We start from the raw sequence: 26,390 nt of genomic DNA, 5'->3' as shown, positions 1-26,390 counted from the left end.
TGTACCTCAAAAGGAACAATCTAAAGCCAAGAATCGCTGGACTTTTCAAAATGGACGGACTATAATAAAAATATATGTGAAAACATTGACACAAATAAGGAGGAACAAGAAATGGCAAGATCAATGAAGACCATGGATGGTAACCATGCAGCGGCACATGCGTCATATGCATATACAGACGTCGCGGCGATTTACCCGATCACACCGTCATCTGTTATGGCTGAAGCTACAGATGAATGGGCCACTCAAGGAAGAAAGAATATTTTTGGACAGACTGTACAGGTAACAGAGATGCAGTCAGAAGCAGGTGCGGCAGGTACTGTACACGGCTCTCTCTCCGCAGGTGCACTTACAACTACCTACACAGCTTCACAAGGTTTACTTCTTATGATTCCTAATTTATATAAAATTGCTGGTGAGCAGCTTCCGGGTGTATTCAACGTATCTGCACGTGCGATTGCAAGCCACGCTTTATCTATTTTCGGGGACCACTCAGATGTATATGCCTGTCGTCAGACCGGATGTGCAATGCTCTGTGAATCCAGCGTACAGGAAGTTATGGACTTAACACCGGTTGCTCACTGTGCAGCAATCAAGGGACGTATCCCGTTCATCAACTTCTTCGACGGATTCCGTACATCCCACGAAATCCAGAAGATTGAGACATGGGATTACGAAGATTTGGAAGATATGGTAGATAAGGATGCAATCGATGCTTTCCGTAAGCACGCACTGAATCCGAATCATCCGTGCCAGAGAGGTTCTGCCCAGAACCCGGATATCTTCTTCCAGGCTCGTGAGGCATGTAATCCGTACTATGATGCTATGCCGGCAATCGTTCAGGAATACATGGACAAGGTTAACGCTAAGATCGGTACAGACTATAAGCTTTTCAACTACCATGGAGCAGAGGATGCAGAGAGCGTAATTATCGCTATGGGCTCTGTATGTGACACCATCGATGAGACTATCGATTTCTTACTTGCAGAAGGCAAGAAAGTCGGTGTGGTTAAAGTTCGTCTTTACAGACCATTCTGCGCACAGGCTTTAATCGACGCAATTCCGGATTCTGTTAAATGCATCAATGTATTAGACAGAACAAAAGAACCGGGAGCACTTGGTGAACCATTGTACTTAGATGTTGTTGCAGCTCTGAAGGGCTCAAAATTCGACGGCGTTAAGATCAACTCAGGACGTTACGGATTAGGCTCCAAAGATACAACACCTGCACAGGTTGTTGCAGTATTTAACAATACAGAAAAAGAAGAATTCACAATCGGTATCGTGGATGACGTGACAGGACTTTCTCTTGAAGTAGGAGCTCCGATTGTCACAACACCGGAAGGAACAATCAACTGTAAGTTCTGGGGACTTGGAGCTGACGGTACTGTCGGCGCTAACAAGAACTCCATCAAGATTATCGGTGACAATACAGACATGTATGCACAGGCTTACTTTGACTATGATTCTAAGAAGTCCGGCGGTGTTACAATGTCCCACCTTCGTTTCGGTAAGAAACCGATCAAGTCAACATACTTAATTAAGACAGCAAACTTTGTGGCATGCCACAACCCGTCTTATGTTAACAAATATAACATGGTTCAGGAATTAGTTGACGGCGGAACATTCCTTCTGAACTGCCCATGGGATATGGAAGGGCTTGAGAAGCATTTGCCGGGACAGGTAAAGGCATTCATCGCTGACCACAATATTAAGTTCTACACAATCGACGGTATCAAGATTGGTAAAGAGATTGGACTTGGCGGACGTATCAATACCGTTCTTCAGTCTGCATTCTTCAAGCTTGCCAACATCATTCCGGAAGAAGAAGCTATCGACCTGATGAAGAAGGCTGCTAAGGCAACTTACGGCAAGAAGGGCGACAAGATTGTACAGATGAACTATGATGCTATCGACGCTGGTGCAAAACAGGTTCACGAAGTAGCAGTTCCGGAAAGCTGGAAGAGCTGCGAGGATGAAGGATTGTTCTCAGCAGAAGTAAAAGGCAGCAGAACAGACGTTGTTGATTTCGTTAAGAATATCCAGACAAAAGTAAACGCACAGGAAGGTAACACTCTGCCTGTATCTGCATTCAAGGATTATGTAGACGGCTCTACACCGTCCGGTTCTTCCGCATATGAGAAGCGTGGTATCGCTGTAGATATCCCGAACTGGAAGCCGGAGAACTGTATCCAGTGTAACCGTTGTGCATATGTATGTCCGCACGCAGTTATCCGTCCAGTAGCTCTCACAGAAGAAGAGATGGCTAATGCACCGGAAGGTCTGGAAGCAATCGATATGATTGGTATGCCGGGAATGAAGTTTGCTATCACAGTTTCTGCATATGACTGTACAGGATGTGGTTCTTGTGCAAATGTTTGTCCGGGCAAGAAGGGTGAAAAGGCCCTTGTTATGGAAAACATGGAAGCAAACGCAGGAGAGCAGGTATACTTTGACTTCGGTACAGAGATTCCTGTTAAACCGGAAGTAGTTGCTAAATTTAAAGAAAATACAGTAAAAGGTTCTCAGTTCAAACAGCCTCTGCTTGAGTTCTCAGGAGCTTGTGCAGGATGTGGAGAGACACCTTACGCTAAATTGATCACACAGTTGTTCGGAGACAGAATGTACATCTCCAACGCGACAGGATGTTCCTCTATCTGGGGCAACTCCTCACCGTCTACACCGTATACAGTAAACGAAAAAGGACAAGGTCCTGCATGGTCCAACTCCCTGTTCGAAGATGCGGCTGAGTTCGGTTATGGTATGCTCCTTGCTCAGAGAGCACTCAGAGACGGACTGAAAGCAAAAGTTGAATCTGTTCTGGCTTCCGAGGCAGCAAGCGCAGAAGCAAAAGCTGCTTGTCAGGAATGGTTAGACACATTCGAATGTGGTTCTACAAACGGAACAGCTACTGATAAATTGGTTGCTGCATTAGAAGGATGTGACTGCGATACCTGCAAAGATATCGTGAACAACAAAGACTTCCTTGCTAAGAAATCCCAGTGGATCTTCGGTGGTGACGGATGGGCTTACGATATCGGATTCGGTGGTGTTGACCACGTGCTCGCAAGTGGAAAAGATATCAACATCATGGTATTCGATACAGAAGTTTACTCCAACACAGGCGGACAGTCTTCCAAAGCTACAAAGACAGGTGCGATTGCACAGTTCGCGGCAGGCGGTAAAGATGTGAAGAAGAAAGATCTTGCTTCTATCGCTATGAGCTACGGCTATGTATACGTTGCACAGATTGCTATGGGCGCTGACTTCAACCAGACTGTAAAAGCAATCTCAGAAGCAGAAGCTTATCCGGGACCGTCACTTATCATTGCTTACGCTCCATGTATCAACCATGGTATCAAGAAGGGTATGAGCAAGGCTCAGACTGAAGAGCAGTTAGCAGTAGAATGTGGATACTGGAACAACTTCCGTTTCAACCCGGCTGCAGAGGGCGCTAAGTTCACTCTGGACAGCAAAGAGCCGAATCTGGAAGGATACAAAGACTTCTTGAACGGAGAAGTTCGTTACAATGCTCTTGCAAGATTCAATCCGGAGAAAGCAGAAGTGATGTTCGCTAAGAACGAAGCAGAAGCTAAGGAAAGATATGCATATCTGAAGAAACTTGTAACTCTTTACGGAGAAGACTAGAACTAAATAGAGATACTCTAATTTGAACGGCAGGTCTGATTTTTAGACCTGCCGTTTTGAGTCCGACATAGAAAAGGGGAGCATATTATGAAGACAAAATTAAAATATCTGATTCTTACATTTATCATGGCGGTCTGCCTGATTACGGGATGTGCGGGGGAAGCGCTGGAAACGGGGGACAGCGTCAACGCGTCCAGACAGGAAAACCAGACGGAGCAAAGCAGCCCGTCAGGAAAGATAGAAGAAAATGGAGAATATACTTCGAAAGAAGAAGTGGCGGAATATTTGCACAGATACGGACACCTGCCCGCCAACTTTATCACGAAGAATGAGGCGAAAAAGCTGGGCTGGGTAAGCCGTGAGGGAAATTTAGCGGAAGCTGCGCCGGGTAAAAGTATCGGCGGAGACAAGTTCGGCAATTATGAAGGAGCACTCCCGGAAAAAGAGGGGAGAAAGTATTATGAATGTGACATCAATTCAGATGGAAGTTACCGGGGCGCTGAAAGAATCATTTACTCAAATGATGGTTTAGTGTATTATACCGGAGACCATTATAAGACGTTTGAACTTCTATATGGAGAGGAGTAATATGGAAAAGATTATCTTGGATGCATTGATGATGGAAGAAGCAGAAGCAACACATAAATACTTAAAAGAAATGTTAAAGTTACCAGAATGCTATGGATTTAATCTGGATGCGCTTTATGACTGTCTGACCGATGAATGCAGCGCCACATTGACCATAAGGAACAGTGAAGAGGCGGGGGCGTATTTCACCAGAGTGCTGGATGTCATGCTGGACGCACAGGAGGAGAATGAGGAACTGCATGTTGAACTTGAGTAGCAGAAATTTTATAGTTGTCATATAAAAGACAGGAGATAAGTGGAAATGGATAAAGAGACAATCAAAAGGGAACTTCACACTATATTTGGAGACTGCGAAGGCAATATAATCGCCGCGGAGACTGCCGTTTGCCCGGAAATGGCGGGATTGCAGATGTTTGAGGAACCGATAGTGGGATTTGGCGCGGCGGATGATACATTGTTTGTAAGATATAAGGAAGAAGGAGTGATTGGCCCGTGGCACATGACACCTTGCCAATGGCTGCCAGAGGCCGTAACGGTCATTTCCTTGTTCTTCCCATTTACAGAAAAGGTCAGGAAAGATAACCGCAAATCCTGTGACGGCCCGGCTCCGGCATGGCTTCACGGAAGGATTGAAGGGCAGGAATATATAGCTGCCTATATGAAAGAGCTTTCTCTGTGGTTTACAGCACAGGGAGTGAAGAACTGTGTTCCGGCAGCGGATGACCGCTTTCAGAAGGTGATGTCCGGTAAAGGCATGGCTGCTTATCCTGACTTGGATGAGCATATTTTCGGAAGTAACTGGTCTGAGCGGCATGCGGCTTATGTGTGCGGTCTGGGAACATTCGGACTTTCCAAGGGAATCATCACCCGAAAGGGCATGGCAGGACGGTTCGGCAGCATTATCATTGATGCGGCTCTGGAACCTGATGAGAGGCCATATAAAGGAATTTATGATTATTGCACAAAATGTGGCGCATGTGTAAGGCGCTGCCCGGTGGACGCCATTTCTCTTGACAAGGGCAAAGACCACAATATTTGTGGAGAATGGCTGAATAAAACGCGGGAGATATATGCGCCCAGATATGGCTGCGGATTGTGCCAGACCAAGGTACCCTGTGAGGAGAGGATACCGGAGAAAAGACAGGTTTAAAATAAATGTGCTTGACAAAGCGACATGTGTGTCTTAAAATATAAAAAAGACATATATGTCGCTTTTGAAATGTGGAGGTACTATGGCAGCGAAGGGAGAAAGAACAAGAGAATTAATCAAAGAGAAATCTTATGGCTTATTTGCAAGAAAGGGATTTAAAGAGGTTACAATGAAAGATGTCTGTCTGGAAACCGGGTTAAGCCGGGGCGGCCTGTACCGGTATTTCCCAAGTACGGCGGCCATATTTGAAGCTATCTTTTTAGAAATGTCGGCTGATGCGGGAAATGAATTTGAAAAAGGGATGGCGGACGGTCTGGACGCGAGGGTAATCTTGAAATATCTTTTGGAGGAGCGCCAAAATGAGATGCAGGAAAGGGACAGGACACTTAGCCTTGCCATGTTTGAATATTCTCAGGCAGTCAGCAATGAATTTTTTGTGGAATTGAACAGAAAAGGAAAAGAGAAGTGGATGCAGTTTATCCGCTATGGTATTGACCGGGGAGAGTTTAAGGAGGTAGATGAAGAACAGGTGACGGATTTAATACTTTATTCATATCAGGGAGTAAGAATGTGGAGCGCTGTTATGCCTATGGATGCATCGGTCAGCCGCCATATAGTAACCAGTATATGGGATATTCTGGCAGGGAATGAATAAGGAGAGTATATGAAAATCAGTATTATAGGATACAGTGGCAGTGGGAAATCTACCTTGGCGGCTAAGCTTGGAGAACTTTACCAGATTCCTGTATTATTCTTGGACACCGTCCAATTTGTGGAGGGATGGGAGGAGCGGGAACGGCAGGAGGCGCTTCGGATTGCCCGGGATTTTATGGAGAAAGAGGATTGGGTCATAGAAGGGAATTACACTGCTTTTGCACAAAAAGAGCGTTTGCAGCAGTCCGATTATATTGTATTTTTGGATTTTCCCAGACTTGCGTGTCTCTGCCGGGCTGGCAGACGTTATCTCCGTTTTCGAGGGAAGGAGAGGGAGAGCAGGGCAGAGGGATGCGAGGAAAAGTTTGATTGGGAATTTTTCAAGTGGATACTCATCCATCAGAGAAGCCGGGCGGTTAAGGGACACTTCCGTGATATCGTAAAGAGGTATGGGGAGAAAGTATTTGTGGTTCACAATCAAAAGCAGCTGGACTATTTGTTGGGAAGGCTGAAAGAAGAAAGGAGACATAAGGATGGAGGGAAAAGGAATGAAGAGTAAGTTACCAGTCTTAGAGACGGAGCGTTTAATCATGAGGCCGCTTACCGTGCAGGACGCAGAGGAGATTTTCACTAATTGGACCGGGGATCCGGAGGTGGCCAAATTCATGCGATGGGATGTGCATCAGAATTCAGGGGAGACGAGGACTTGGATTGAGGCGGAGCAGTTGGCGATTGAAGAAGGCCTTGTATATGATTGGGGGGTTGTTCTGAAAGAGACGGGAGAGCTGGTTGGCTCTGGCGGGCTATGTTTCACCGAGGAGTATGAGTTGTTTGAACTGGGATACAATATTATGAGAAAATATTGGGGGATGGGACTGGCAACGGAGGCAGCCCGGTGTATTGTAAAATATAGTGTTCAAAATCTCGGAATAAAGAAATTATATTGTTGCCATGCAAAGGATAATCCTGCGTCAGGCAGGGTTATGGAAAAGGCTGGATTTGTTTATTGGAGAGATGGAAGTTATCTCAGCCGGGACGGGAAGAAAGAGTTTCAGTGCAGAGAATATTTGTTTGAATGTGAATAGATGCAGGGAGGTACTGAGTAGATTGACGATAAAAAAAGTATATACTATGTATTTTAGTCCCACAGGAGGGACGGAAAAAGCAGTAGATTTAGTGGGGAGTGCATGGCCAAAAAGTGAGGATATTGATTTATCTGTGTTTGGGGCAGACTATAGCAGATACCAGTTCACTCCGGACGAGCTGTGTATTATCGGAGTCCCTTCCTTCGGCGGAAGGGTGCCCAATGTGGCGCTGACACATCTTGCACAGATGAAAGGAGACGGCACGCCGGCGGTACTTGTAGTGTCCTACGGAAACAGGGCCTATGATGATGCTTTTTTGGAATTAAAGGATACGGTGGAAGCTGCGGGGTTTGTATGTATAGCTGCGGTGGCGGCAGTCACGGAACACTCGATTGCCCACCGTTACGGTGCAGGAAGGCCGGATCAGACAGACGAGGCAGAGCTGAGACAAATCTCGGGGCAGATTCAAAGAAGGCTTGAAGGGGCGGAAAGCCCACAGAGCATAGAGGTTCCCGGAAATAGGCCTTACAGGGACTACACAGGTGTGCCCATGAAACCGAAAGCATCCGGTAAATGTGTGAGCTGTGGTGTATGCGCAAGGAGATGCCCTGTAGGGGCCATACCTGTGGACAGTCCGAATGTGACAGAGAAGGAGAAGTGTATATCCTGCATGCGCTGTATTCAGGTCTGTCCGGTCCATGCACGCAAGTGCAGCTCCCTTATGATTGCCTTGGCATCTCATAAATTAAAGAAGGTCTGCAGTACAAGAAAGAATAATGAGCTTATATAGGATTTTTAATAAATAGGGATGATAAAATCTACGAACAATATCTTAGAAGTGTAGGAAGTTGATTAGACAGTTTGGAATGAAAACAAATTTTAATGACAACTTTCTACACGGCGTTTAAAATAGCATGAGTATGCATTTGACGCCAGAAAATAATAAGGATTGACAAACATAAATAATAGTGGTATTTTAAATGTAAACAAAGTATGTGCTCGAGCACTATTTTTTTATCGGGGGTTCGTGCTCGAGCACAAAGAGAGGAGGACGGAGAGACAATATTGATTTTGTAACATGAAAAGCTTTGTAGATGAATGAAAGGAGAAACTATGAAAAAGAGGTCAAAATGTATAAGTATAATTTGTTGTGTGGCATTACTGATAGCGTGTTTTGCCGGATGTAAAAGTGAAAAATCTAACGTCGATGCTAAAACAGAAAAAACTGAAACGAAGGGAAGCAAAGGGTTTATTGGAATCACTACCTCTATGTACACGAACGAAGCCATTGGAAGAATGTGTGATATCATTGCAGAAAACATGGAGGCGGAAGGATATACGGTACAAATAAGTGACGCGAATTTCGATCAGGCTCTTCAAACCAGTCAGATAGAAGATTTTATCAGTCAAGATGCGTCTTTGATTGTAATAGAAGCATGTGATTCTGTGGGCGTGAAATCAGCATATGAAAAATGCCGTGATGCAGGGATTCCCACCATAAGTGTGAGTCAGGTTCTTGATGAAACGGTAGCCGATTTGCCAACAGGAGTTTTTACACTTGATAATTACAAAGGTGGCTGGATTGTTGGAGAAGAAGTTGCAAAACAAATGAATTATGAAGGCAGTGTTTGCGTGATTACATATGATGTGGCGTATGTCTGCAGGGAGCGCAGCAACGGTTTTAAGGATGCTCTGGCTCAATATGAAGGGATAAAAGTGCTAGAATCATTTGACGGGATTTGTACAGAAGATGAAGCGATGAAAAAAACGGAAGACTGGCTTCAGCAATTCAGTCAGATAGATGCAATTTATGGCAGTAACACAAACGCAGCAACAGGAATTGCGGCAGCGCTCAGAACAGCCGGTTTGGAGGAGAGTATTCTCGTATGTGACGTGGACGGACAGCCTGCAGATTTAAGAAACATGGAAAACGGAGCGGTTGACGTGATAGCAGTAGGACCTATTTTGGAACTGGCGGAAGAGACTTCGGAAGCTGCAAAACAGATTTTGGAGACGGGAAAGTGTAAAGAAGATCCCAAGCTGCAGTTTTCTTTATGTACAAAAGAGAACTTAGATAAATGGAAGGAATACTGGGGAATGAACTAGGTGGAAGCTGTGGGAAATCCGAAAGGATATCCCACAACTGTAATAAGAGCAGGACAGGAGACAAGATGAGAGAATCCAATATCTTAAAAATGCAGAAAATTAATAAAAGCTTTTCCGGAGTACGGGTGCTGCATGATGTGGATTTTGTTGTAAAACAAGGCGAAATACGGGCTCTGGTAGGTGAAAATGGCGCGGGGAAATCGACTTTGATGAAAATATTATGCGGTATATATGAAAAAGATTCCGGAAGCATTATGATGGACGGCGTAGATATTAAAAATTATTCCATTCCGGAAGCGGCCAGACAAGGTATTGTTATGATACATCAGGAGATTGTGTTGGTGCAGGATTTGCCAATAAGTGAAAATATATTTATGGGAAGTGAACCCAAAACGTTGCTTCAGACGGTTGATTTTTCTGAGATGAGGAAAAAAACCAAAGATTTACTGGCGCAGTTGGACATGGAACAAGTTTCTCCGGACACGCTGGTAAGAGAGCTTAGTATTTCCCAGCAGCAGATGGTTGAAATTGCCCGCGCATTATCTAAGAGGGCAAGAGTCATTATCATGGACGAGCCAACATCTTCACTCACGGAAAAAGAAGTAAATTTACTTTTCAGGCAGATTAGAAGATTGAAAAATCAGGGTGTTGCCATTATATATATTTCACACAGGATGGATGAAATTTTTGAAATAGCGGACAGCGTTACGATCATGCGGGACGGACAGCATATTAAGACAGAAGATATCAAAGGAGTAACCTACAGCGAAATAATTAAAAACATGGTAGGCAGGGAGATTTCGGAGTATTATCCCCCACATATAGAAAAGGTTGGCCAAGAAATACTGAGGTTGTCGGATGTCAGTAATGAAAAAATCCACCATGTTGATTTGACGCTTCACAAGGGCGAAATACTTGGATTGGCAGGGCTGGTAGGTGCAGGAAGAACAGAACTTGCCAATGCTATATTTGGAATTGATGAGATTCAATCAGGTGAAATAAGTTATCAGGGTAAAAAGTATGTCGGGAAGAGTCCGAGGGACGCTATAAGAAACGGGATGGCGCTTGTGCCGGAGGACCGAAAACGGAATGGACTGTTTTTGGAAAATACGATTGCATTTAATATGACCATTGCCATTATGGACAGATTTATTAAGTTCATACATCAGGACAAGAAAAAAGAACAGTCAATCGTGGATGATTTTATTGATAAGCTGTCGATTAAAATGGCAGGTCAGGAGCAGTTAGCTGTGGAATTAAGCGGGGGAAACCAGCAGAAAGTCATTTTTTCAAAATGGCTGGCCACCCAGCCTAAAATTTTGATTTTGGATGAGCCTACGCGCGGAATTGACGTGGGAGCTAAAATGGAGATATATCATCTTATGAATGAAATCGCAGCGTCAGGTGTCGCGATTATCCTGATTTCATCGGAGCTTTCGGAAGTCATAAACTTAAGTACAAGATTGGGTGTGATGTGTGAGGGACGGCTGACCAAGATTTTCGATTTGCAAAAGGAAACAGTCAGTCAGGAAATGGTGATGCATTATGCTACAGGGGGTTATGCTGATGTCAGTTAATAAAAACAGTTATATTAAAAATAATTTTGTTTATAAATTTATTAAAAAAAATCTAATGATACTGATTGCACTTCTTATTATGTTTCTTATACTGGCTGTCGGTACAGACTCTTTTATGACCGGCAAAAATATTATGTCAGTATTAAGGCAAATCAGTATCAACGGTATTTTGGCATTTGGAATGGCTATGGCATTGATTGTCGGCGGAATAGATTTGTCTGTAGGAAGTGTAATGGCATTGACAGGGTGTCTGTGTGTACAGATTATCAATAATGGTGTCCCTGCTATTCCGGCAATCATTTTGGCATTGCTTGCTGGAGCTTTGTGTGGATTTTTAAATGGGGTGATAGCCGCCTTTACAGAAATTCCGGCATTTATAATTACACTGGCGACACAACAGTGTTTCCGCGGCATTGCGTTTCTGATGACAGGAGGGAAAGCCATAAGCAGTTATGATGAAGTGTTCTGCTCCATTGGAACAATATCGGTAGGCCCGGTTCCGTTTTTAGTTGTGATAACAGTTATGATACTGGCTTTTACGATAATATTATTGGGCCATACTAAATTTGGCAGGGGAATGTACGCAATCGGAGGAAATAAAAGTGCAGCAATTTATTCGGGAATCCATGTGAGAAGGATTGTTCTTGGCTCTTATATCATACCGGGAGTTTACGCTGCACTGGCCGGGATTATTTTGGCGGCCAGAGTATATTCTGCACAGCCGGGGGCAGGAGAAGGATATGAAGGGGATGCGATTGCGGCGGCAGTACTGGGAGGCGTAAGCTTCAGCGGCGGTATTGGGAGTGCGGGCGGTGTTATGCTGGGCGCACTGGTCATAGGATTTATGAATAACGGGCTGAATATGATGCAGGTATCTTCATACTGGCAGATGGTGGCAAAAGGACTTGTCATTTTGGTTGCAGTATATTTAGATACATTAAAAAAATCAAAAAGGCTGAAAATCAAAAAACAGGAGGGATAGGGCATGAGGGCAGATATAGAATTTCCTCAAAAGATGGAAAAATACACAATATCGGTTACACTTTCCGATGAAAAGAATTACATACATATCTTCAGTGAAGCACCGATAGAAATAACCTTACTTAATGGAAGGAAGAAAATATTCCGTTACGATTCCGTGAGAAGGGATAACGATAATTATGAGGCGGAATGTATTGCCGACATAATGGGATGCAGGTTAAAAATAATGGATACATATACGGTCTGTCAGGATACGGTACAATTAGACAGACAGGTTAAATGTGTAACGGCAGAGAAGGATACGGCAGTCCGGCTGACGACAGAATGGCGGGGGAGAGACGGACAATCAGACAGCTTTGATGATTATCAATTTATAATACCGGGTTCGTTTTATAACAAGAATGATACAGATAAAGATGGCTGCGATGATTATTTAGGAACATTTTGTCAGGATTATAAAGATGACAGGAATCCGTTGCTGTCTATATTGGAATACTGTCCCGGAAGTAAAAGCTATGTGTCTCTTATCCGTGCAGATTTACCGCAAAAGGATGTCACTGTTACAAGAGAGCAGATGAAACAAAGGCATTTTGTGCACGATACAGATATCGGCTCGTTGGGAATGGGAATCTCCCAGTATCACAGGAAGGAATTTGTATTCAGATGTGATTATCCCTTTTATGAGCGGGCATCTTTTTGCCTGAATGTAGATGGTTCTGAATGGGCGGCTTATAAAAAAGTGAGCGCGGGCAGTGAATTCAGTATGTCTTATCTACTGTGCGCAGGCAATGCAGAAGACTTAACAGAAGCGGCATGGAGAATGGCGAGTCTGCAGATGGACCGTATATTAGATCCGGAGGTAAAATTGCCATTTACGCTGGAAGAGGCAAGAAAATACCGCAGGGAACTCATATTTAATAGTTTTCGTGAATTTCCGGATAAAAAAGGACATCCTTCAGGATTCTTTATCCATTTTTCACCAAGAAAAACATATGGCAGTCAAAATATTCTGGAATATGGCTTTTGCGGGCAGCAGTCACTGCTAGCGTATACGATGCTGTCAGCCGCGAAAGATTATCGCAATAATGAGTACAAAGTGCGCGCCGTGAAAACAATGGATTTCTTTGTCAACTGCTGTATAGACGAGTCGGGCCTTCCAAATGCGATGTATAACATTGATAAAGAAAAATTTGTTTATTGGTGGACCGGGATTTTGTATCCTTTCCAATATTCGGATGACAGGAAAACTCTGGAAGGTTATCTTGGGAATCAATTAGTAAGCAGTCTTATGCCTATTGCTGAAAAATTGAAAAAGGTAGAAGGCAACTACTGCAGGACGATGATAGATACTATGTACTATTTGTTTCTGTGTTACCTGTCAGAGAAGGAGGAAGGAACGGAACATAATACATGGCTGGATGCGGTGATAACATTCTGCGATAAAATGCTGGAGATACAGAATGACAATGGCTCCTGGAACCGGGCGTATACTATGGATGGAAAAGCGCTGCTGGAGCCGGAGGAATGGTTTGGTGCAAGTGAAAAAGAGTGGGGCTCGGGAGCTATTTTTCCGGCGGAACTGCTGGTACCGGTCTACAACTATACCAAAGACAAGAAGTATCTGAAAGCGGCAGAGCGTGCAGCAGAATTTGTGCGGCAGAGTTATGTGAAAGATATTACGTATATTGGTGGTTTAAACGATACTTCGCATATTAAATCTGTGAAAATAGATGCGGTAGGTGTTATGTTTGCAATGAGGACCATGCTGTCTGTGTATGAGGTGACTAAAGCGCCAGAGTTGATAGCAGGTGCGCGGGACGCGGCGAGAGTACTGGCTACGTGGACATATATGTGGGATATTCCTTTTGACTCCTCTACGGTACTGGGAAAACATGGATTTAAAACAACAGGATGGGCGGGCTGTGATGTGATACCGGCCTGCAGTTATGTGGATGATGAATTTGCCGAATTTGTACCCGACCTTCTGAAAGTGGCAGAATACTGTAAGGATGAAAAGCTTGCTGTCCTCGCAAGAATCGTGACACGGGGAATGCACCATGGCTTGTCAATGCCGCAGAATATGTATGGATATGCCATGCCGGGAGTTCAGTGTGAAGGGTATATGACTTCTTTATGGCTGGCTGACACAGAATATACAGATTTTTCGGGCGCTTCCGCTAAAAATAAAGGGGATGACAATGACACATGTAATGGTTTGGTGAATGGGCAGGCCCTGTATAATCTGGATTTTATTATGGACAGATACCATACATTTGATTTTGACGAAATCGTGAAACAAACTATAAAATGAACAGGAGAGATTACGAATGAAAAAAGTGATTCACAATCCTGTATTACGCGGATTTAACCCCGACCCTTCCATACTGCGTGTTGGTGATGACTATTATATAGCAACATCTACCTTCCAATGGTTTCCCGGTGTTCAGATTTATCACAGCAAAGATTTAGTGCAGTGGGAATTTCTCGGAAGGCCTTTGGACAATAAGATATTGCTTGATATGACGGGAATCCCGGACTCGGGCGGAGTATGGGCGCCGTGCCTCACTTACGACAACGGTCTCTTTTATCTGGTTTATTCCATAGTGAGGAATTTCAGGAACTATTATAAAGATGTGGATAATTATTTGACGACGGCACAGGATATAAGCGGTCCATGGTCTGCGCCAGTGTATTTGAATAGCAGCGGGTTCGACCCGTCTATGTTCCACGATACAGATGGAAAAAAGTATTTGGTGAACCAGTTGTTTAATCACCGGGATAAGGGTAAACAGTTCTTGGGAATTGTACTTCAGGAGTATGATACAGTTCAAGAACGACTTGTCGGAGCGCCTAAAAGGATTTTTGGCGGTTCCAGACTTGGGATTACTGAGGGTCCCCATCTGTACAAAATAGACGGTTATTATTATCTGATATGCGCAGAGGGAGGTACGTTCTATGAACATGCTGTTACGGAAGCGAGGACGAAAGATATTTGGGGGCCTTATGAGATATGCCCGGATAATCCCATTTTAACATCTGCTGGACAGGAAGACTTGGAGCTGCAAAAAAGTGGTCATGGCAGTTTGGTTGAAACACAGAATGGTGAATGGTATATGGCACATTTGTGTGCGCGTCCAAAGGACAATCAGAAGCGGTGTATGCTCGGCAGGGAGACTGCAATACAGAAGCTTGTTAAAACGGATGATGGGTGGTTGAAATTGTGGGCTGGAGGGCGTTCTCCCCAGACAGAAGTGCCGGCTCCTTATTTAAAGGACTGGAATCCGACTCCGCCAGCGAAAAGAGGAGCATTCGACGGAAAGCTTGCCGATGAATTTCAGACTTTGAGAGAGCCGGCAGATGTCTCGTGGATGTCACTTAATCATGAAAAAAAGTCATTGCTTTTAACCGGACGGCAGTCTTTGGAATCGTTATATTGTCAAAGTCTTGTGGGAAGAAGAAGGGAGGATTTTTACTTTTCCTCTGATGTTGTTTTGGACTTTGAACCTGAAAATTTCCAGCAGATGGCGGGTATTGCATTATATTATGATACATCGAATTACATTTATCTAAATGTCACCTGGAATGAAACGAAAGGTAAATGTGTGGGTCTTCTGGAGTGTGATCAGGGCGTCATCCGACAGAGGGCGGAATCCGTACCGGTTTCTCCGCAAAAAGAAATAGCATTAAGAATAAATGTAGAAAATTCAACTGCGGTATTTGCGTGGTCTGCTGATAAAAAGATTTTTAGACAAATAGGAAAAGCCGTGGATGTGACACATTTGTCGGACGATTATTATGAAGAAGATACGACGGGTTTACGATTTACCGGGACATTCATCGTGTTGTGTTGTCAGGACGTTTCCGGACAGAGAAAAACCGCAGAATTTAGTTGTTTTGAATATTGTGGTCGTGATAGAATGGGAAAAGAGTAAATGGTAAGATATGGAAAATCTAAATTTGCAGAGGTGTTATCAGATGGTTACTATTAGACAGATAGCGGAAGAAGCAGGAGTATCAAGGGGAACGGTAGACCGGGTCATCAATTACCGTCAGGGTGTTAATCCGGATACGGAGAAAAGGGTGAGGGAAATTGCAGAAAGACTGGGATATAAACCGAGTGTTCCCGGGAAAATGCTGGCGGCTAAAAAAAAGAAAATAAAAATTGGTTTTCTTGTATTTGATACGCCGGTTGCCTTGTTTTTCCGTGATGTCTATAGTGCGGCCAAACAAAAGGCATTAGAGATGGACAATCTCGGAATCAGCGTGAAATTCTATAAAGCTAAACAGCTGGATGAGCAATACCTTGCAGGAGTACTGGAGCAGGTGGAAAAGGATCATCTGGATGGTCTTATTCTGGCGCCTCTGCATCTGCCGGTTTTCAGTGAATTTCTTAAACGGATAGAGAAAAGCGGGATACCGGCAGTTTTTTATAATGTTGATAATGACGAAGGCAGCAGACTGAGCTATGTGGGATGTGATTACAAAGAATCAGGCAGGGTGGCGGCAGGGCTGACCGCCTTAAGTATCAATAATAAGGGCCCGATCGGCATTGCTACAGTTTTGGACGAAAAGTCCCCCAGTTCTTACGAGCGTTTGATGGGCTTTCGGAAGGAGATAAAAAAGGAGAATCCGGATATCACAATCATCAACGAAGATGCGGACTACATTTTTCAGGAAAATAATTGTGATGCTATTTTAGAATTGGTGGAAAAACACCCGGAGATGAAGGCTCTGTATGTGATTAATCCGGGAGACTGCAGTATTTTTGAAAAAGTGATGGCGCGGGCGGCAAATAAGGATTTAAAGATTATTACAAATGACTTGCTGCAAAAGCAAAGGCAGCTGCTGAAAAAAGGGATTATAACGGCGACGATCGGTCAGCAGCCTGATGTGCAGGGAACGCTGCCGATTCAGATGCTTTATGATTATCTGGTTTTGGGGAGTATGCCACAGAAGGATAAAATCTATACAAGCTTACAGATTTACATTAAGCAGAATCTGTGATAATATGTGCTATCCGCATTGGCAGTACAACGTGAAAAACAGTAGATTAAGTAGCGTAAAACAATGGATTTGGCATCTTTATAAATAAATACGTTGACATTTATTTATAAAGATGATAAATATATATAATATATAACTAAAGAATTAAGATAGAGGCGCGGGGTTCATCAGTACCATATGACGACAGGCTGGGAGGCTGTCATATGAGAAAGGGGATACCGCCGAAGAGATTGTCATCCCAAAGGCAATTTCTGGGACGGTGCATAAGATGCACCGGACTGTCACGGTTGTTGTGGAGCGCTATCGGTGCAGAGTAGTCCGGATGTCGGAAGAACTATGCCATGGGTGCGTTTTGCGTGAACGCGACCATGGCATTCTTTATTTTAACAGCAAATTAGTTTCTGTTATGTGAACAAAGGAAGAGAGGAATGTTTATGAAGAGAAAGATGAGAAGGTTTATGGGACTTATCACGGTCCTGCTGGTGGCGGCTGCCTGCTGTCCACTTACTGTGTTTGCTGCGGAGGAGGCGCCTGAACCGGCTATGTATGCTACTTTTTGGGCTTTAGTTCCGCCCCTCGTAGCCATAATTCTTGCACTGATAACTAAGGAGGTGTACAGCTCTTTATTCATCGGAATTCTGGTGGGGGGACTTTTCTACTCAGGATTTGGATTTGAGGGGACTATCACCCACATTTTTCAAGATGGAATCATAGGTGTGCTGTCAGATGCTTACAATGTGGGGATACTCGTGTTCCTTGTTATTCTTGGCATTATGGTCTGCCTCATGAATAAGGCCGGGGGAAGCGCCGCTTTTGGACGCTGGGCATCGGAACATATTAAAAGCCGTGTTGGGGCACAGCTGGCTACGATTGTACTGGGTGTGTTGATATTTATCGACGATTATTTCAATTGTCTTACGGTAGGAAGCGTAATGCGCCCTGTAACAGACAAGCATAATATTTCACGGGCAAAACTTGCCTACTTAATTGACGCTACAGCCGCGCCGGTATGTATTATAGCTCCGATTTCTTCTTGGGCGGCGGCCGTAACTGGATTCGTGGAAGGGGAAGACGGACTTTCCATTTTTGTACGCGCGATTCCATATAACTTCTATGCGCTCCTTACGATTGTCATGATGGTAGCCATGGTGCTGATGAAAATGGAATACGGCTCCATGAGAACACATGAGATAAATGCAGAGAAAGGCGACATTTATACAACGCCTGACAGGCCATATGCAGCGGCGGAACAAGAGGGGGCAGAACAAGGCAAAGGAAAGGTTATTGACTTAGTTATTCCGATCATCTCCCTTATTATCTGTTGTGTAATCGGCATGATCTATACGGGTGGATTTTTCGAGGGCGCCGGATTCATAGAGGCATTTTCCAACAGTGACGCTTCAGTAGGGCTGGTACTGGGAAGCTTTTTCGGACTGGTGATTACTATAATTCTCTACATGGTTCGCAGAGTACTGAAGTTCAACGAATGTATGTCATGCGTTCCGGAAGGATTCAAGGCCATGGTACCGGCGATTTTGATATTGACATTTGCATGGACGTTGAAGGCCATGACAGACAGCCTTGGAGCGAAGGAATACGTGGCGGCATTGGTGGATTCCAGCGCGAAGGGCTTGATGAATCTGCTTCCGGCGATTATCTTCTTAGTAGCATGTTTCTTGGCGTTCGCAACCGGAACATCATGGGGGACATTCGGAATATTAATTCCAATCGTAGTAGACGCATTTTCCGGAAAAGACGGAACTATGATGATCATCGCAATCTCTGCCTGTATGGCAGGCGCTGTGTGTGGAGACCACTGCTCACCGATATCTGATACGACGATCATGGCTTCGGCGGGGGCCCAGTGCAACCACATTAACCATGTGAATACACAGCTTCCGTATGCGATTACGGCTGCGGTAGTGTCCTTCGTTACATACATAATCGCAGGATTTGTGAAATCCGCATGGATATCACTTCCGATTGGAATCGTGTTGATGATTGGAACATTGCTGGTAATTAAGATGAGGGGTCAAAAAGCAGCAGCATAATGAAAATAACATAGGGAACTTTGAACAAAGGGGCTGTAAGAATACAGCCTCTTTGTTACTGTTCAGATTTATTTTATTTTTAAAACCCTTGTATAGAAAGGCAGAACTGTGTAAAATGATATCTATATGGACAATTATTCTGCCATGAGGCAGAAAATTCATTATGGAGGATATAGTATATGGATTTTAGTAAGCTGACGGCATACGAAGTGATAGAACAGAAGACATTGAACGATTTGAAATCCGAGGGAGCGCTCCTAGAGCATAAAAAGAGCGGTGCGCGGATTCTTTTAATTTCCAACGACGATGACAACAAGGTGTTTGATATTGCTTTCCGTACACCGACGACGGACAGTACCGGAGTTCCGCATATTATGGAGCATACTGTGCTGTGTGGCTCTGAGAAATTTCCGGCTAAGGATCCTTTTGTGGAGTTAGTGAAGGGGTCTTTGAACACGTTTTTGAACGCCATGACCTATCCGGACAAGACCGTATATCCGGTGGCGAGCTGCAATGAAAAGGATTTCCAAAATCTAATGGACGTGTATATGGATGCGGTGCTGCATCCCAATATTTATAAGCATGAGGAAATCTTTCGTCAGGAAGGCTGGAGCTATGAGCTGGAAGATAAGGATGCAGAACTGACGTATAATGGAGTGGTATATAATGAAATGAAAGGAGCCTTTTCGTCTCCGGACGGCGTGCTGGACAGGGCCATATTGAACTCCTTGTTTCCGGATACCACTTATGCTAACGAATCCGGTGGAGACCCGGAATTCATACCGGACTTGACTTATGAGCAATATTTGAATTTCCATAGAAAGTATTATCATCCGTCCAATAGTTATATTTACTTGTACGGGGATATGGATATGACAGAGAAGCTGGAGTGGCTTGACCGGGCTTATCTCTCTGCTTATGATGCGCAGGAGGTGGATTCAGAGATACAGCTGCAGGCGCCTTTTGATGAGATGCGTGACATTACCATGGAATATTCTATTGCCAGCAGTGAATCGGAGGAGGACAATACTTATCTGGCGTACAATAAGGTAGTAGGTACAAGTCTGGATGAAAAGCTTTATCTGGCATTTCAGATTCTTGACTATGCCCTCTTGTCTGCACCGGGAGCGCCGCTAAAAAAGGCGCTGGTCGATGCTGGAATCGGCAAGGATGTGAGCGGTTCCTATGACAATGGAATCTACCAGCCTATTTTCTCTATCATTGCGAAAAATGCGAATGCGGTTCAGAAACAAGACTTTATCAAAGTGATTGAAGGAACATTACAGAATATCGTTGAGAATGGGATAGATAAAAAGGCGCTGGAGGCAGGAATTAATTACCATGAATTCCGATTCCGGGAAGCGGATTTCGGCGGATATCCGAAGGGACTCATGTATGGCCTTCAGATATATGACAGCTGGCTCTATGATGAGACAAAGCCATTTATTCATGTAGAAGCGCTGCATACTTTTGAATTCCTCAAAGAGCAGGTAAGTACCGGATATTTTGAAGGGCTGATTCAGAGCTATCTTCTGGATAACAGCCACGGCTCTGTGATTACCGTGGTGCCGGATAAGGGCAGGACAGCAAGAATGGATGCCCAGCTGCGGCAAAAACTGCAGAAATACAAAGAAAGTTTGAGTGACGCAGAGGTTCAGCAGCTCATAGAGAAGACTGCCCTGCTGAAGGGATATCAAGATGAACCAAGCCCGCAGGAAGACTTGGAGAAGATACCAATGCTCACGAGAGAGGACATTTCCAGAGACATCGCGCCAATTTATAATGAAGAGATGGCTTTGTCAGGTGTGCCGGTCATTTATCATGAGATCGAGACAAACGGAATCGGTTATCTTGATTTTCTCTTTGACTTGTCCGACGTGCCGGAAGAGCTGCTTCCCTATGTGGGAGTACTGCAGGCGGTACTGGGGATCATTGACACCGAACACTATGAGTACGGGGAACTGTTCAATGAAATCAATGTCCATACCGGAGGTATCGGCACATCACTTGAGATGTACCCGGATGTCACCAAAGTGCAGGAAAAAGCTTTTAAGGCTACTTTTGAGGTGAAAACAAAGGCGTTATATGAGAAGCTGCCTATCGCAATCCGTATGGTGCAGGAAATCTTGACTTGCTCGAAGCTGGACGATGAAAAGCGGCTGAAAGAGATTCTGTCTATGGTGAAAACAAGGCTTCAGATGCGCTTTTTATCGGCGGGACATTCCGTCTCAACGGTACGTGCCATGTCCTATAAATCACCTCTGTCCAAATTTAAGGATATGACAAATGGCATAGAGTTCTATGAAAATATAAGCCGCATGGAGGAGCATTTTGACGAGGAAAAGGGAGCGCTGATTAAGAATCTTAAGTATTTGACAGAGCTTTTATTCCGCAGAGGAAATATGATGCTCAGCTACACAGCAGCGAAGGAAGGCCTTGAAGGCTTGGAGAAGGAAATAGCAGGACTTCAAGAAGCGCTGTACAGCCAAAGAGAGCCAGAGACGGCGTGCGTGATTCACTGTGTGCAGAAGAACGAAGGATTTAAGACATCATCCAAGGTTCAGTTCGTCGCGGAGGCAGGAAACTTCATTGACGGCGGCGCCAAATATACCGGGGCGCTTCAGATACTCAAGGTAATTATGAGCTATGAATATCTTTGGATGAATATCAGGGTAAAGGGCGGAGCCTACGGCTGCATGAGCAGCTTTAACCGGATTGGAGAAGGATATTTTGTCTCTTACCGTGACCCGAACCTAAGAAAGACATTGGAGACCTATGACGGTGTGACGGAGTATTTGAAGAATTTCACCGTCAGCGAGCGGGATATGACCAAATATATTATTGGAACTATCAGCGGCATTGACCAGCCTATGACACCGGCGGCCAAGGGAGAGCGTTCTTTGAACCTGTATATGAATCATGTGAGCCGGGAGATGATTGAGCAGGAGCGGATGGAGATACTGACCGCACAGCAGGAAGATATCCGTGCCCTTTATAAGGTGGCGGAGGCCGTGCTCGCCAACCGGCAGATATGTGTGATTGGAAATGAAGCGGTAATCGAAGACGAAAAAGAACTGTTCACCGAGGTGAAAGATTTGTTTTAAACGAAAGAAAAATTCAGCATGATAGAGGAGAAAAGATGAAGGCAGATTTTAAATCAGGATTTGTGACGTTGATTGGCCGGCCGAATGTGGGGAAATCTACATTAATGAACTATTTGATCGGACAGAAGATTGCAATCACGTCCAATAAACCGCAGACTACAAGGAACCGTATTCAGACGGTGCTCACCACCGAGGAGGGGCAGATTGTGTTTGTGGATACGCCGGGGATTCATAAGGCAAAAAATAAACTGGGAGAATATATGGTGAACGTGGCGGAGCGGACGCTCAATGAGGTAGACGTGGTGCTTTGGCTGGTAGAGCCTACGACCTTTATCGGAGCCGGTGAACAGCATATCGCAGAGCAGCTAAAGAGGGTGAATACGCCGGTAGTTCTGGTCATCAACAAGTCGGACACTGTGAAAAAAGAGGAGCTTCTTCCGTGCATTAAAAAATACAGTGAGGTTCATGACTTTTCAGACATCGTCCCCGTATCTGCCAGAACCGGGGATAACACTAAGGAGCTTTTGAAGGTCATCATGAAATACCTTCCCTATGGCCCCCAGTTCTATGACGAGGATACGATTACGGACCAGCCGGAGCGCCAGATTGTGGCGGAGCTTATCCGGGAGAAGGCGCTGCACTGCCTGAATGAAGAGATTCCTCATGGGATTGCAGTCTACATTGATAAGATGAAACAGCGTAAAAATATCATGGATATCGACGCCACAATTGTCTGTGAACGGGATTCCCACAAGGGGATTATTATAGGAAAGCAGGGGGCAATGCTGAAGAAAATCGGCAGTACGGCCCGCTATGAGATTGAGCGCCTGCTGGATACAAAAGTCAATCTTCAACTGTGGGTGAAGGTGAAAAAGGACTGGCGCGACAGCGATTATCTGATTAAAAATTTTGGTTATCAGGACGAAAATTAGCATGTCAAGGCTTTCCGGTAAACTTTCGCTGGCAGAAATTATGCAGTATAGTGTTCCCGTCTTGGGAGACTCTAATCAGTATACAAAGACCTTATAAAAGGTGATGAAAAAAGATTGGGGTGACCGAGATGGAGCAGACTTATTGGGAGCAGTTTATGCACACCGGCAGTGTGGACGACTATCTTTATTATAAAGGTGTGGAAACCTGCCGGAAAGTGATGGATAAGTACGAGGATAAGAACAGTGAATCAGGTAATTGCAGTAACAGGCATGGTGCTGTCGGCATCACCTATCGGGGAGTACGATAAACGAATTGTATTATTGACACGAGAACAAGGTAAAATATCTGCCTTTGCAAAGGGGGCAAGGCGCCCGCAGAGTCCGCTCTCTGGCGTCTGCGCCCCCTGTTCCTTCGGCACATTCATGCTGTATGAAGGGCGGAGTGCCAACACGATACAGTCAGTGGAGATATCCAATTATTTTGCAGAGCTTAGAAATGATGTGGAGGCGGCGTATTATGCCTTCTATTTTCTGGAATTCGCGGCTTACTATACCAGAGAAGCCAACGACGAGAGCGCGATGCTTAAGCTGCTGTATCAGACCATGCGGGCGCTGACAAAGAGAAGGATTCCGCTGCGGCTGATCCGTTACATATTTGAGCTCAAGGCGGTCAGCATCAACGGGGAAGGGCCTCAGGTATTTCAATGCGTGGTGTGTGGGAATAGAGAGCGTCCCTGCGTATTCAGCGTGAAAAAAGGGGGGCTTGTGTGCGGAGAATGCGGCGGTGATGTGGCGGATGGGATGATACTGAACACATCTACACTCTACGCGATGCAGTACGTGGTGTCTTCTCCGGTGGAGAAGCTGTATACCTTTACTTTGAGCGAGGAAGTCCTGAAGGAATTTGCGAAGATAATGGAGCGCTACACGGATGTTTATATAGATAAAAGATTCAAATCGCTGGAAGTTTTGAAACAATTAACAGCATTATCAGTAGATTGTTAAAAATTTCGCAGTTAGTGCTTGAAAAATATGGTATCTATATGTATAATAAGGTACATTAACAAGAGGAGGATGGGTATTATGGTAGAAAAGACAATGGACAAAATTGTAGCTCTGGCGAAATCAAGAGGTTTTGTATATCCTGGGTCTGAAATCTACGGTGGGCTTGCCAACACATGGGATTACGGTAATCTTGGTGTGGAATTGAAAAATAATGTAAAAAAAGCTTGGTGGAAAAAGTTCGTACAGGAGAATCCGTACAATGTAGGTGTAGACTGTGCGATTTTGATGAATCCGCAGACATGGGTTGCTTCAGGACATCTGGGTGGATTCAGCGATCCGCTTATGGACTGTAAGGAATGTCACGAGCGTTTCCGTGCAGATAAATTAATCGAGGATTTTGGAAAAGAACATGGCATAGAGCTTCCGGACAGCTTGGACGGCTGGTCTCACGAACAGATGGAAGCATTTGTGAATGAAAATGCGATTCCTTGTCCGACCTGCGGCAAACATAATTTCACAGATATTCGTGAGTTCAACCTGATGTTCAAGACATTTCAGGGTGTTACGGAGGACGCGAAGAACGTAGTTTACCTGCGTCCTGAGACAGCACAAGGTATCTTTGTAAACTTTAAGAATGTACAGCGTACTTCAAGAAAGAAACTTCCTTTCGGTATCTGTCAGATTGGTAAGTCCTTCCGTAACGAGATTACACCGGGTAACTTTACTTTCCGTACCCGTGAGTTTGAGCAGATGGAATTAGAGTTCTTCTGTAAGCCGGACACTGACCTTGAGTGGTTCGATTACTGGAAGAGCTATTGCCTGAACTGGCTCTATACACTGGGACTTAAGAAAGAAGAAGTACGTTACAGAGACCATGACAAAGAAGAGCTCTCTTTCTACAGCAAGGCTACAACAGACGTAGAATTCTTATTCCCGTTCGGCTGGGGAGAACTGTGGGGAATCGCGGACAGGACCGATTACGACTTAACGCAGCACCAGAACACGTCAGGACAGGATATGACATATTTTGACGACGAGTCTAAGGAAAAATATATTCCGTATGTTATCGAGCCTTCACTGGGAGCCGACCGTATGGTTCTCGCGTTCCTTTGCGGCGCTTACGATGAGGAGGAGCTGGAGGGCGGAGATATGCGTACAGTTCTTCGTTTCCACCCGGCGCTGGCGCCAATCAAGATTGGTGTGCTTCCGCTTTCTAAGAAGCTGAACGAAGGCGCGGAGAAGGTCTACACAGAGCTGTGCAAATATTACAATTGCGAGTTTGACGACAGAGGCAACATCGGTAAGAGATACCGCCGTCAGGACGAGATTGGTACACCGTTCTGCGTAACCTATGATTTCGATTCCGAAGAAGACGGCGCAGTGACAGTACGTGACCGCGATTCTATGGAGCAGGAGAGAGTGAAAATCGAAGATCTCAAAGCATATTTTGAAAAGAAGTTTGAATGGTAAGAATATAAAAAAAGTAAAGCGCATGGGGCGGTGCCTCATGCGCTTTTCTTCTGTTTTGGCTCAAGGAAGAGGATTCCTATATTTATTGCGGTAAGCCTTGGGCGTGAGTCCGGTATATTTTTTAAATGATTGTGTAAAATAGTTTGCCGATGAAAAACCACTCTGATGGGCGATTTGCGTCACCGTGTAATCAAAGTTTTTCAACAATTCCTTGCTGTGAAGAATTCTCCTCTCCAGCAGATAATTGATGGGGGAGATTCCGAAGGTACGGGAGAATATATGGGAGAGATAATACTTATTTAAGTGAGATACCTCTGCCAGCGTATCGAGGGTAATCGTTTCCCTGTAATGAGTATTCATATATTCTTTCAGATTTTCGCATTCCGGCGGAATGTTGACCGGGGGTGACAATACAAAATCATCTCCGGTTATGCGATGAATCCGAAGCATCAAAATGGAAAAATAGTGCCTGCAGATTTCCTCATGATGGATATTGTTGTTGCGAATTTCGCGGAGCATTTCCTCAAAAATAGGCAGAATACTATTTTGGTGTGAGTGAAAATCATAACTGTAGTAGGTCTCTATATTTTGGGAGGATGAAGCGAAACGTGCGTCATCGATTCCAAGTACCACGTACTTAAGCGGATTTGCGGAGGATGATTTTTCTGTATGGCGTGTATTGGGGTTGATGATTATGAGTGAGTTTTTCCTGAGGGGGATTTTGCTGGATTCCGTACAGAAATAACCTTCGCCGTCCAACACATAAAACAGCTCCGCAAAGCTGTGTGAATGCATAATACTGAGCCAATCCCTGCCATAGGACGTGGAGGAAATATATAGAAGTTTTCCGGAGGGCTGCCAATCTGTAACTCCTTGAAGGTAATAGTGACTGTTTGCCATAGTTTCTCCCTTTCTGTCTGCCATATGTTTACTCATGCATTTTAACATTTTTTAAAAACAAAGACAATATATATAACTTTTATCACAACAAATAGGTTGAAGTGGCTGGGAAGAATTTTTATATTTAACTTACAA

The 26,390-nt window shown here is 44.4% G+C and carries 21 protein-coding genes and 1 riboswitch; of the genes, 20 read left to right on the top strand and 1 reads right to left on the bottom strand.

Annotated features, from left to right (window positions below; translation table 11 throughout):
* The first annotated feature begins 111 nt into the window (after nucleotides 1–111).
* From nifJ to BN6465_RS14365, 20 genes are all read left to right on the top strand, one after another.
* On the top strand, nucleotides 112–3,648 hold the full coding sequence (nifJ, locus tag BN6465_RS14455; protein WP_066736515.1) for a pyruvate:ferredoxin (flavodoxin) oxidoreductase: 3,537 nt from the start codon (nucleotides 112–114) through the stop codon (nucleotides 3,646–3,648).
* 87 nt (nucleotides 3,649–3,735) lie between these two features.
* Entirely contained in the window at nucleotides 3,736–4,236 is a 501-nt protein-coding gene (locus BN6465_RS14450) for a ribonuclease domain-containing protein (RefSeq protein ID WP_066736513.1), read from the top strand.
* A 1-nt stretch (nucleotide 4,237) separates the two neighbouring features.
* Nucleotides 4,238–4,492 carry a barstar family protein gene (locus tag BN6465_RS14445; RefSeq protein ID WP_066736511.1) on the top strand — a complete coding sequence of 85 codons (255 nt, stop codon included), beginning with the start codon at nucleotides 4,238–4,240 and terminating at the stop codon, nucleotides 4,490–4,492.
* A 45-nt stretch (nucleotides 4,493–4,537) separates the two neighbouring features.
* Entirely contained in the window at nucleotides 4,538–5,386 is an 849-nt protein-coding gene (locus BN6465_RS14440) for a DUF362 domain-containing protein (protein ID WP_066736509.1), read from the top strand.
* Between the two features lie 82 nt (nucleotides 5,387–5,468).
* Entirely contained in the window at nucleotides 5,469–6,041 is a 573-nt protein-coding gene (locus tag BN6465_RS14435; RefSeq protein ID WP_066736507.1) for a TetR/AcrR family transcriptional regulator, read from the top strand.
* Nucleotides 6,042–6,050: 9 nt separating this feature from the next.
* Nucleotides 6,051–6,599 carry a DNA topology modulation protein gene (locus BN6465_RS14430; protein ID WP_066736506.1) on the top strand — a complete coding sequence of 183 codons (549 nt, stop codon included), beginning with the start codon at nucleotides 6,051–6,053 and terminating at the stop codon, nucleotides 6,597–6,599.
* Complete coding sequence (locus BN6465_RS14425) at nucleotides 6,589–7,125, top strand: GNAT family N-acetyltransferase (RefSeq protein WP_066738700.1); 537 nt, start codon at nucleotides 6,589–6,591, stop codon at nucleotides 7,123–7,125. Before BN6465_RS14430 ends, BN6465_RS14425 begins: the two co-directional genes overlap by 11 nt.
* A 22-nt stretch (nucleotides 7,126–7,147) precedes the next feature.
* Nucleotides 7,148–7,915 carry an EFR1 family ferrodoxin gene (locus tag BN6465_RS14420; RefSeq protein ID WP_227183350.1) on the top strand — a complete coding sequence of 256 codons (768 nt, stop codon included), beginning with the start codon at nucleotides 7,148–7,150 and terminating at the stop codon, nucleotides 7,913–7,915.
* A gap of 323 nt (nucleotides 7,916–8,238) precedes the next feature.
* Entirely contained in the window at nucleotides 8,239–9,231 is a 993-nt protein-coding gene (locus tag BN6465_RS14415) for a sugar ABC transporter substrate-binding protein (RefSeq protein WP_066736504.1), read from the top strand.
* Nucleotides 9,204–10,808: a sugar ABC transporter ATP-binding protein gene (locus BN6465_RS14410; RefSeq protein WP_227183352.1), complete on the top strand. Its 1,605-nt coding sequence runs from the start codon at nucleotides 9,204–9,206 to the stop codon at nucleotides 10,806–10,808. The genes BN6465_RS14415 and BN6465_RS14410 overlap by 28 nt, the downstream gene beginning before the upstream one ends.
* Nucleotides 10,798–11,790 carry an ABC transporter permease gene (locus BN6465_RS14405; protein ID WP_199882846.1) on the top strand — a complete coding sequence of 331 codons (993 nt, stop codon included), beginning with the start codon at nucleotides 10,798–10,800 and terminating at the stop codon, nucleotides 11,788–11,790. Before BN6465_RS14410 ends, BN6465_RS14405 begins: the two co-directional genes overlap by 11 nt.
* A 3-nt stretch (nucleotides 11,791–11,793) precedes the next feature.
* A complete protein-coding gene (locus BN6465_RS14400; RefSeq protein WP_066736501.1) occupies nucleotides 11,794–14,100 on the top strand; it encodes a hypothetical protein in 2,307 nt (768 codons plus the stop codon).
* Nucleotides 14,101–14,116: 16 nt separating this feature from the next.
* Nucleotides 14,117–15,721, top strand: a complete 1,605-nt coding sequence (locus BN6465_RS14395; RefSeq protein ID WP_066736498.1) for a glycoside hydrolase family 43 protein — start codon at nucleotides 14,117–14,119, stop codon at nucleotides 15,719–15,721.
* 43 nt (nucleotides 15,722–15,764) lie between these two features.
* Complete coding sequence (locus BN6465_RS14390; RefSeq protein ID WP_066736497.1) at nucleotides 15,765–16,793, top strand: LacI family DNA-binding transcriptional regulator; 1,029 nt, start codon at nucleotides 15,765–15,767, stop codon at nucleotides 16,791–16,793.
* A 142-nt stretch (nucleotides 16,794–16,935) separates the two neighbouring features.
* Nucleotides 16,936–17,104: riboswitch (Lysine riboswitch) on the top strand.
* Between the two features lie 135 nt (nucleotides 17,105–17,239).
* Entirely contained in the window at nucleotides 17,240–18,844 is a 1,605-nt protein-coding gene (locus BN6465_RS14385) for a Na+/H+ antiporter NhaC family protein (RefSeq protein ID WP_408605615.1), read from the top strand.
* 179 nt (nucleotides 18,845–19,023) lie between these two features.
* Complete coding sequence (locus BN6465_RS14380) at nucleotides 19,024–21,948, top strand: insulinase family protein (RefSeq protein ID WP_066736495.1); 2,925 nt, start codon at nucleotides 19,024–19,026, stop codon at nucleotides 21,946–21,948.
* A 35-nt stretch (nucleotides 21,949–21,983) separates the two neighbouring features.
* A complete protein-coding gene (gene era / locus BN6465_RS14375) occupies nucleotides 21,984–22,880 on the top strand; it encodes a GTPase Era (protein ID WP_066736493.1) in 897 nt (298 codons plus the stop codon).
* Nucleotides 22,881–23,008: 128 nt separating this feature from the next.
* Nucleotides 23,009–23,188: a hypothetical protein gene (locus BN6465_RS21035; RefSeq protein ID WP_074017800.1), complete on the top strand. Its 180-nt coding sequence runs from the start codon at nucleotides 23,009–23,011 to the stop codon at nucleotides 23,186–23,188.
* A complete protein-coding gene (gene recO / locus BN6465_RS14370; protein ID WP_227183354.1) occupies nucleotides 23,124–23,885 on the top strand; it encodes a DNA repair protein RecO in 762 nt (253 codons plus the stop codon). Before BN6465_RS21035 ends, recO begins: the two co-directional genes overlap by 65 nt.
* 78 nt (nucleotides 23,886–23,963) lie before the next feature.
* Complete coding sequence (locus BN6465_RS14365) at nucleotides 23,964–25,355, top strand: glycine--tRNA ligase (RefSeq protein ID WP_066736492.1); 1,392 nt, start codon at nucleotides 23,964–23,966, stop codon at nucleotides 25,353–25,355.
* Between the two features lie 60 nt (nucleotides 25,356–25,415).
* On the opposite strand, the gene BN6465_RS14360 is transcribed toward BN6465_RS14365, so the two are convergent.
* Nucleotides 25,416–26,279 carry an AraC family transcriptional regulator gene (locus BN6465_RS14360; RefSeq protein WP_082891722.1) on the bottom strand — a complete coding sequence of 288 codons (864 nt, stop codon included), beginning with the start codon at nucleotides 26,277–26,279 and terminating at the stop codon, nucleotides 25,416–25,418.
* Nucleotides 26,280–26,390 lie beyond the last annotated feature (111 nt).

The organism is Bariatricus massiliensis (assembly GCF_900086725.1).
Taxonomy (GTDB): Bacteria; Bacillota; Clostridia; order Lachnospirales; family Lachnospiraceae; genus Allocoprococcus; species Allocoprococcus massiliensis.
Note: the sequence above shows the minus strand (reverse complement) of the source record. Positions and strands in the feature narration are given on the sequence as shown.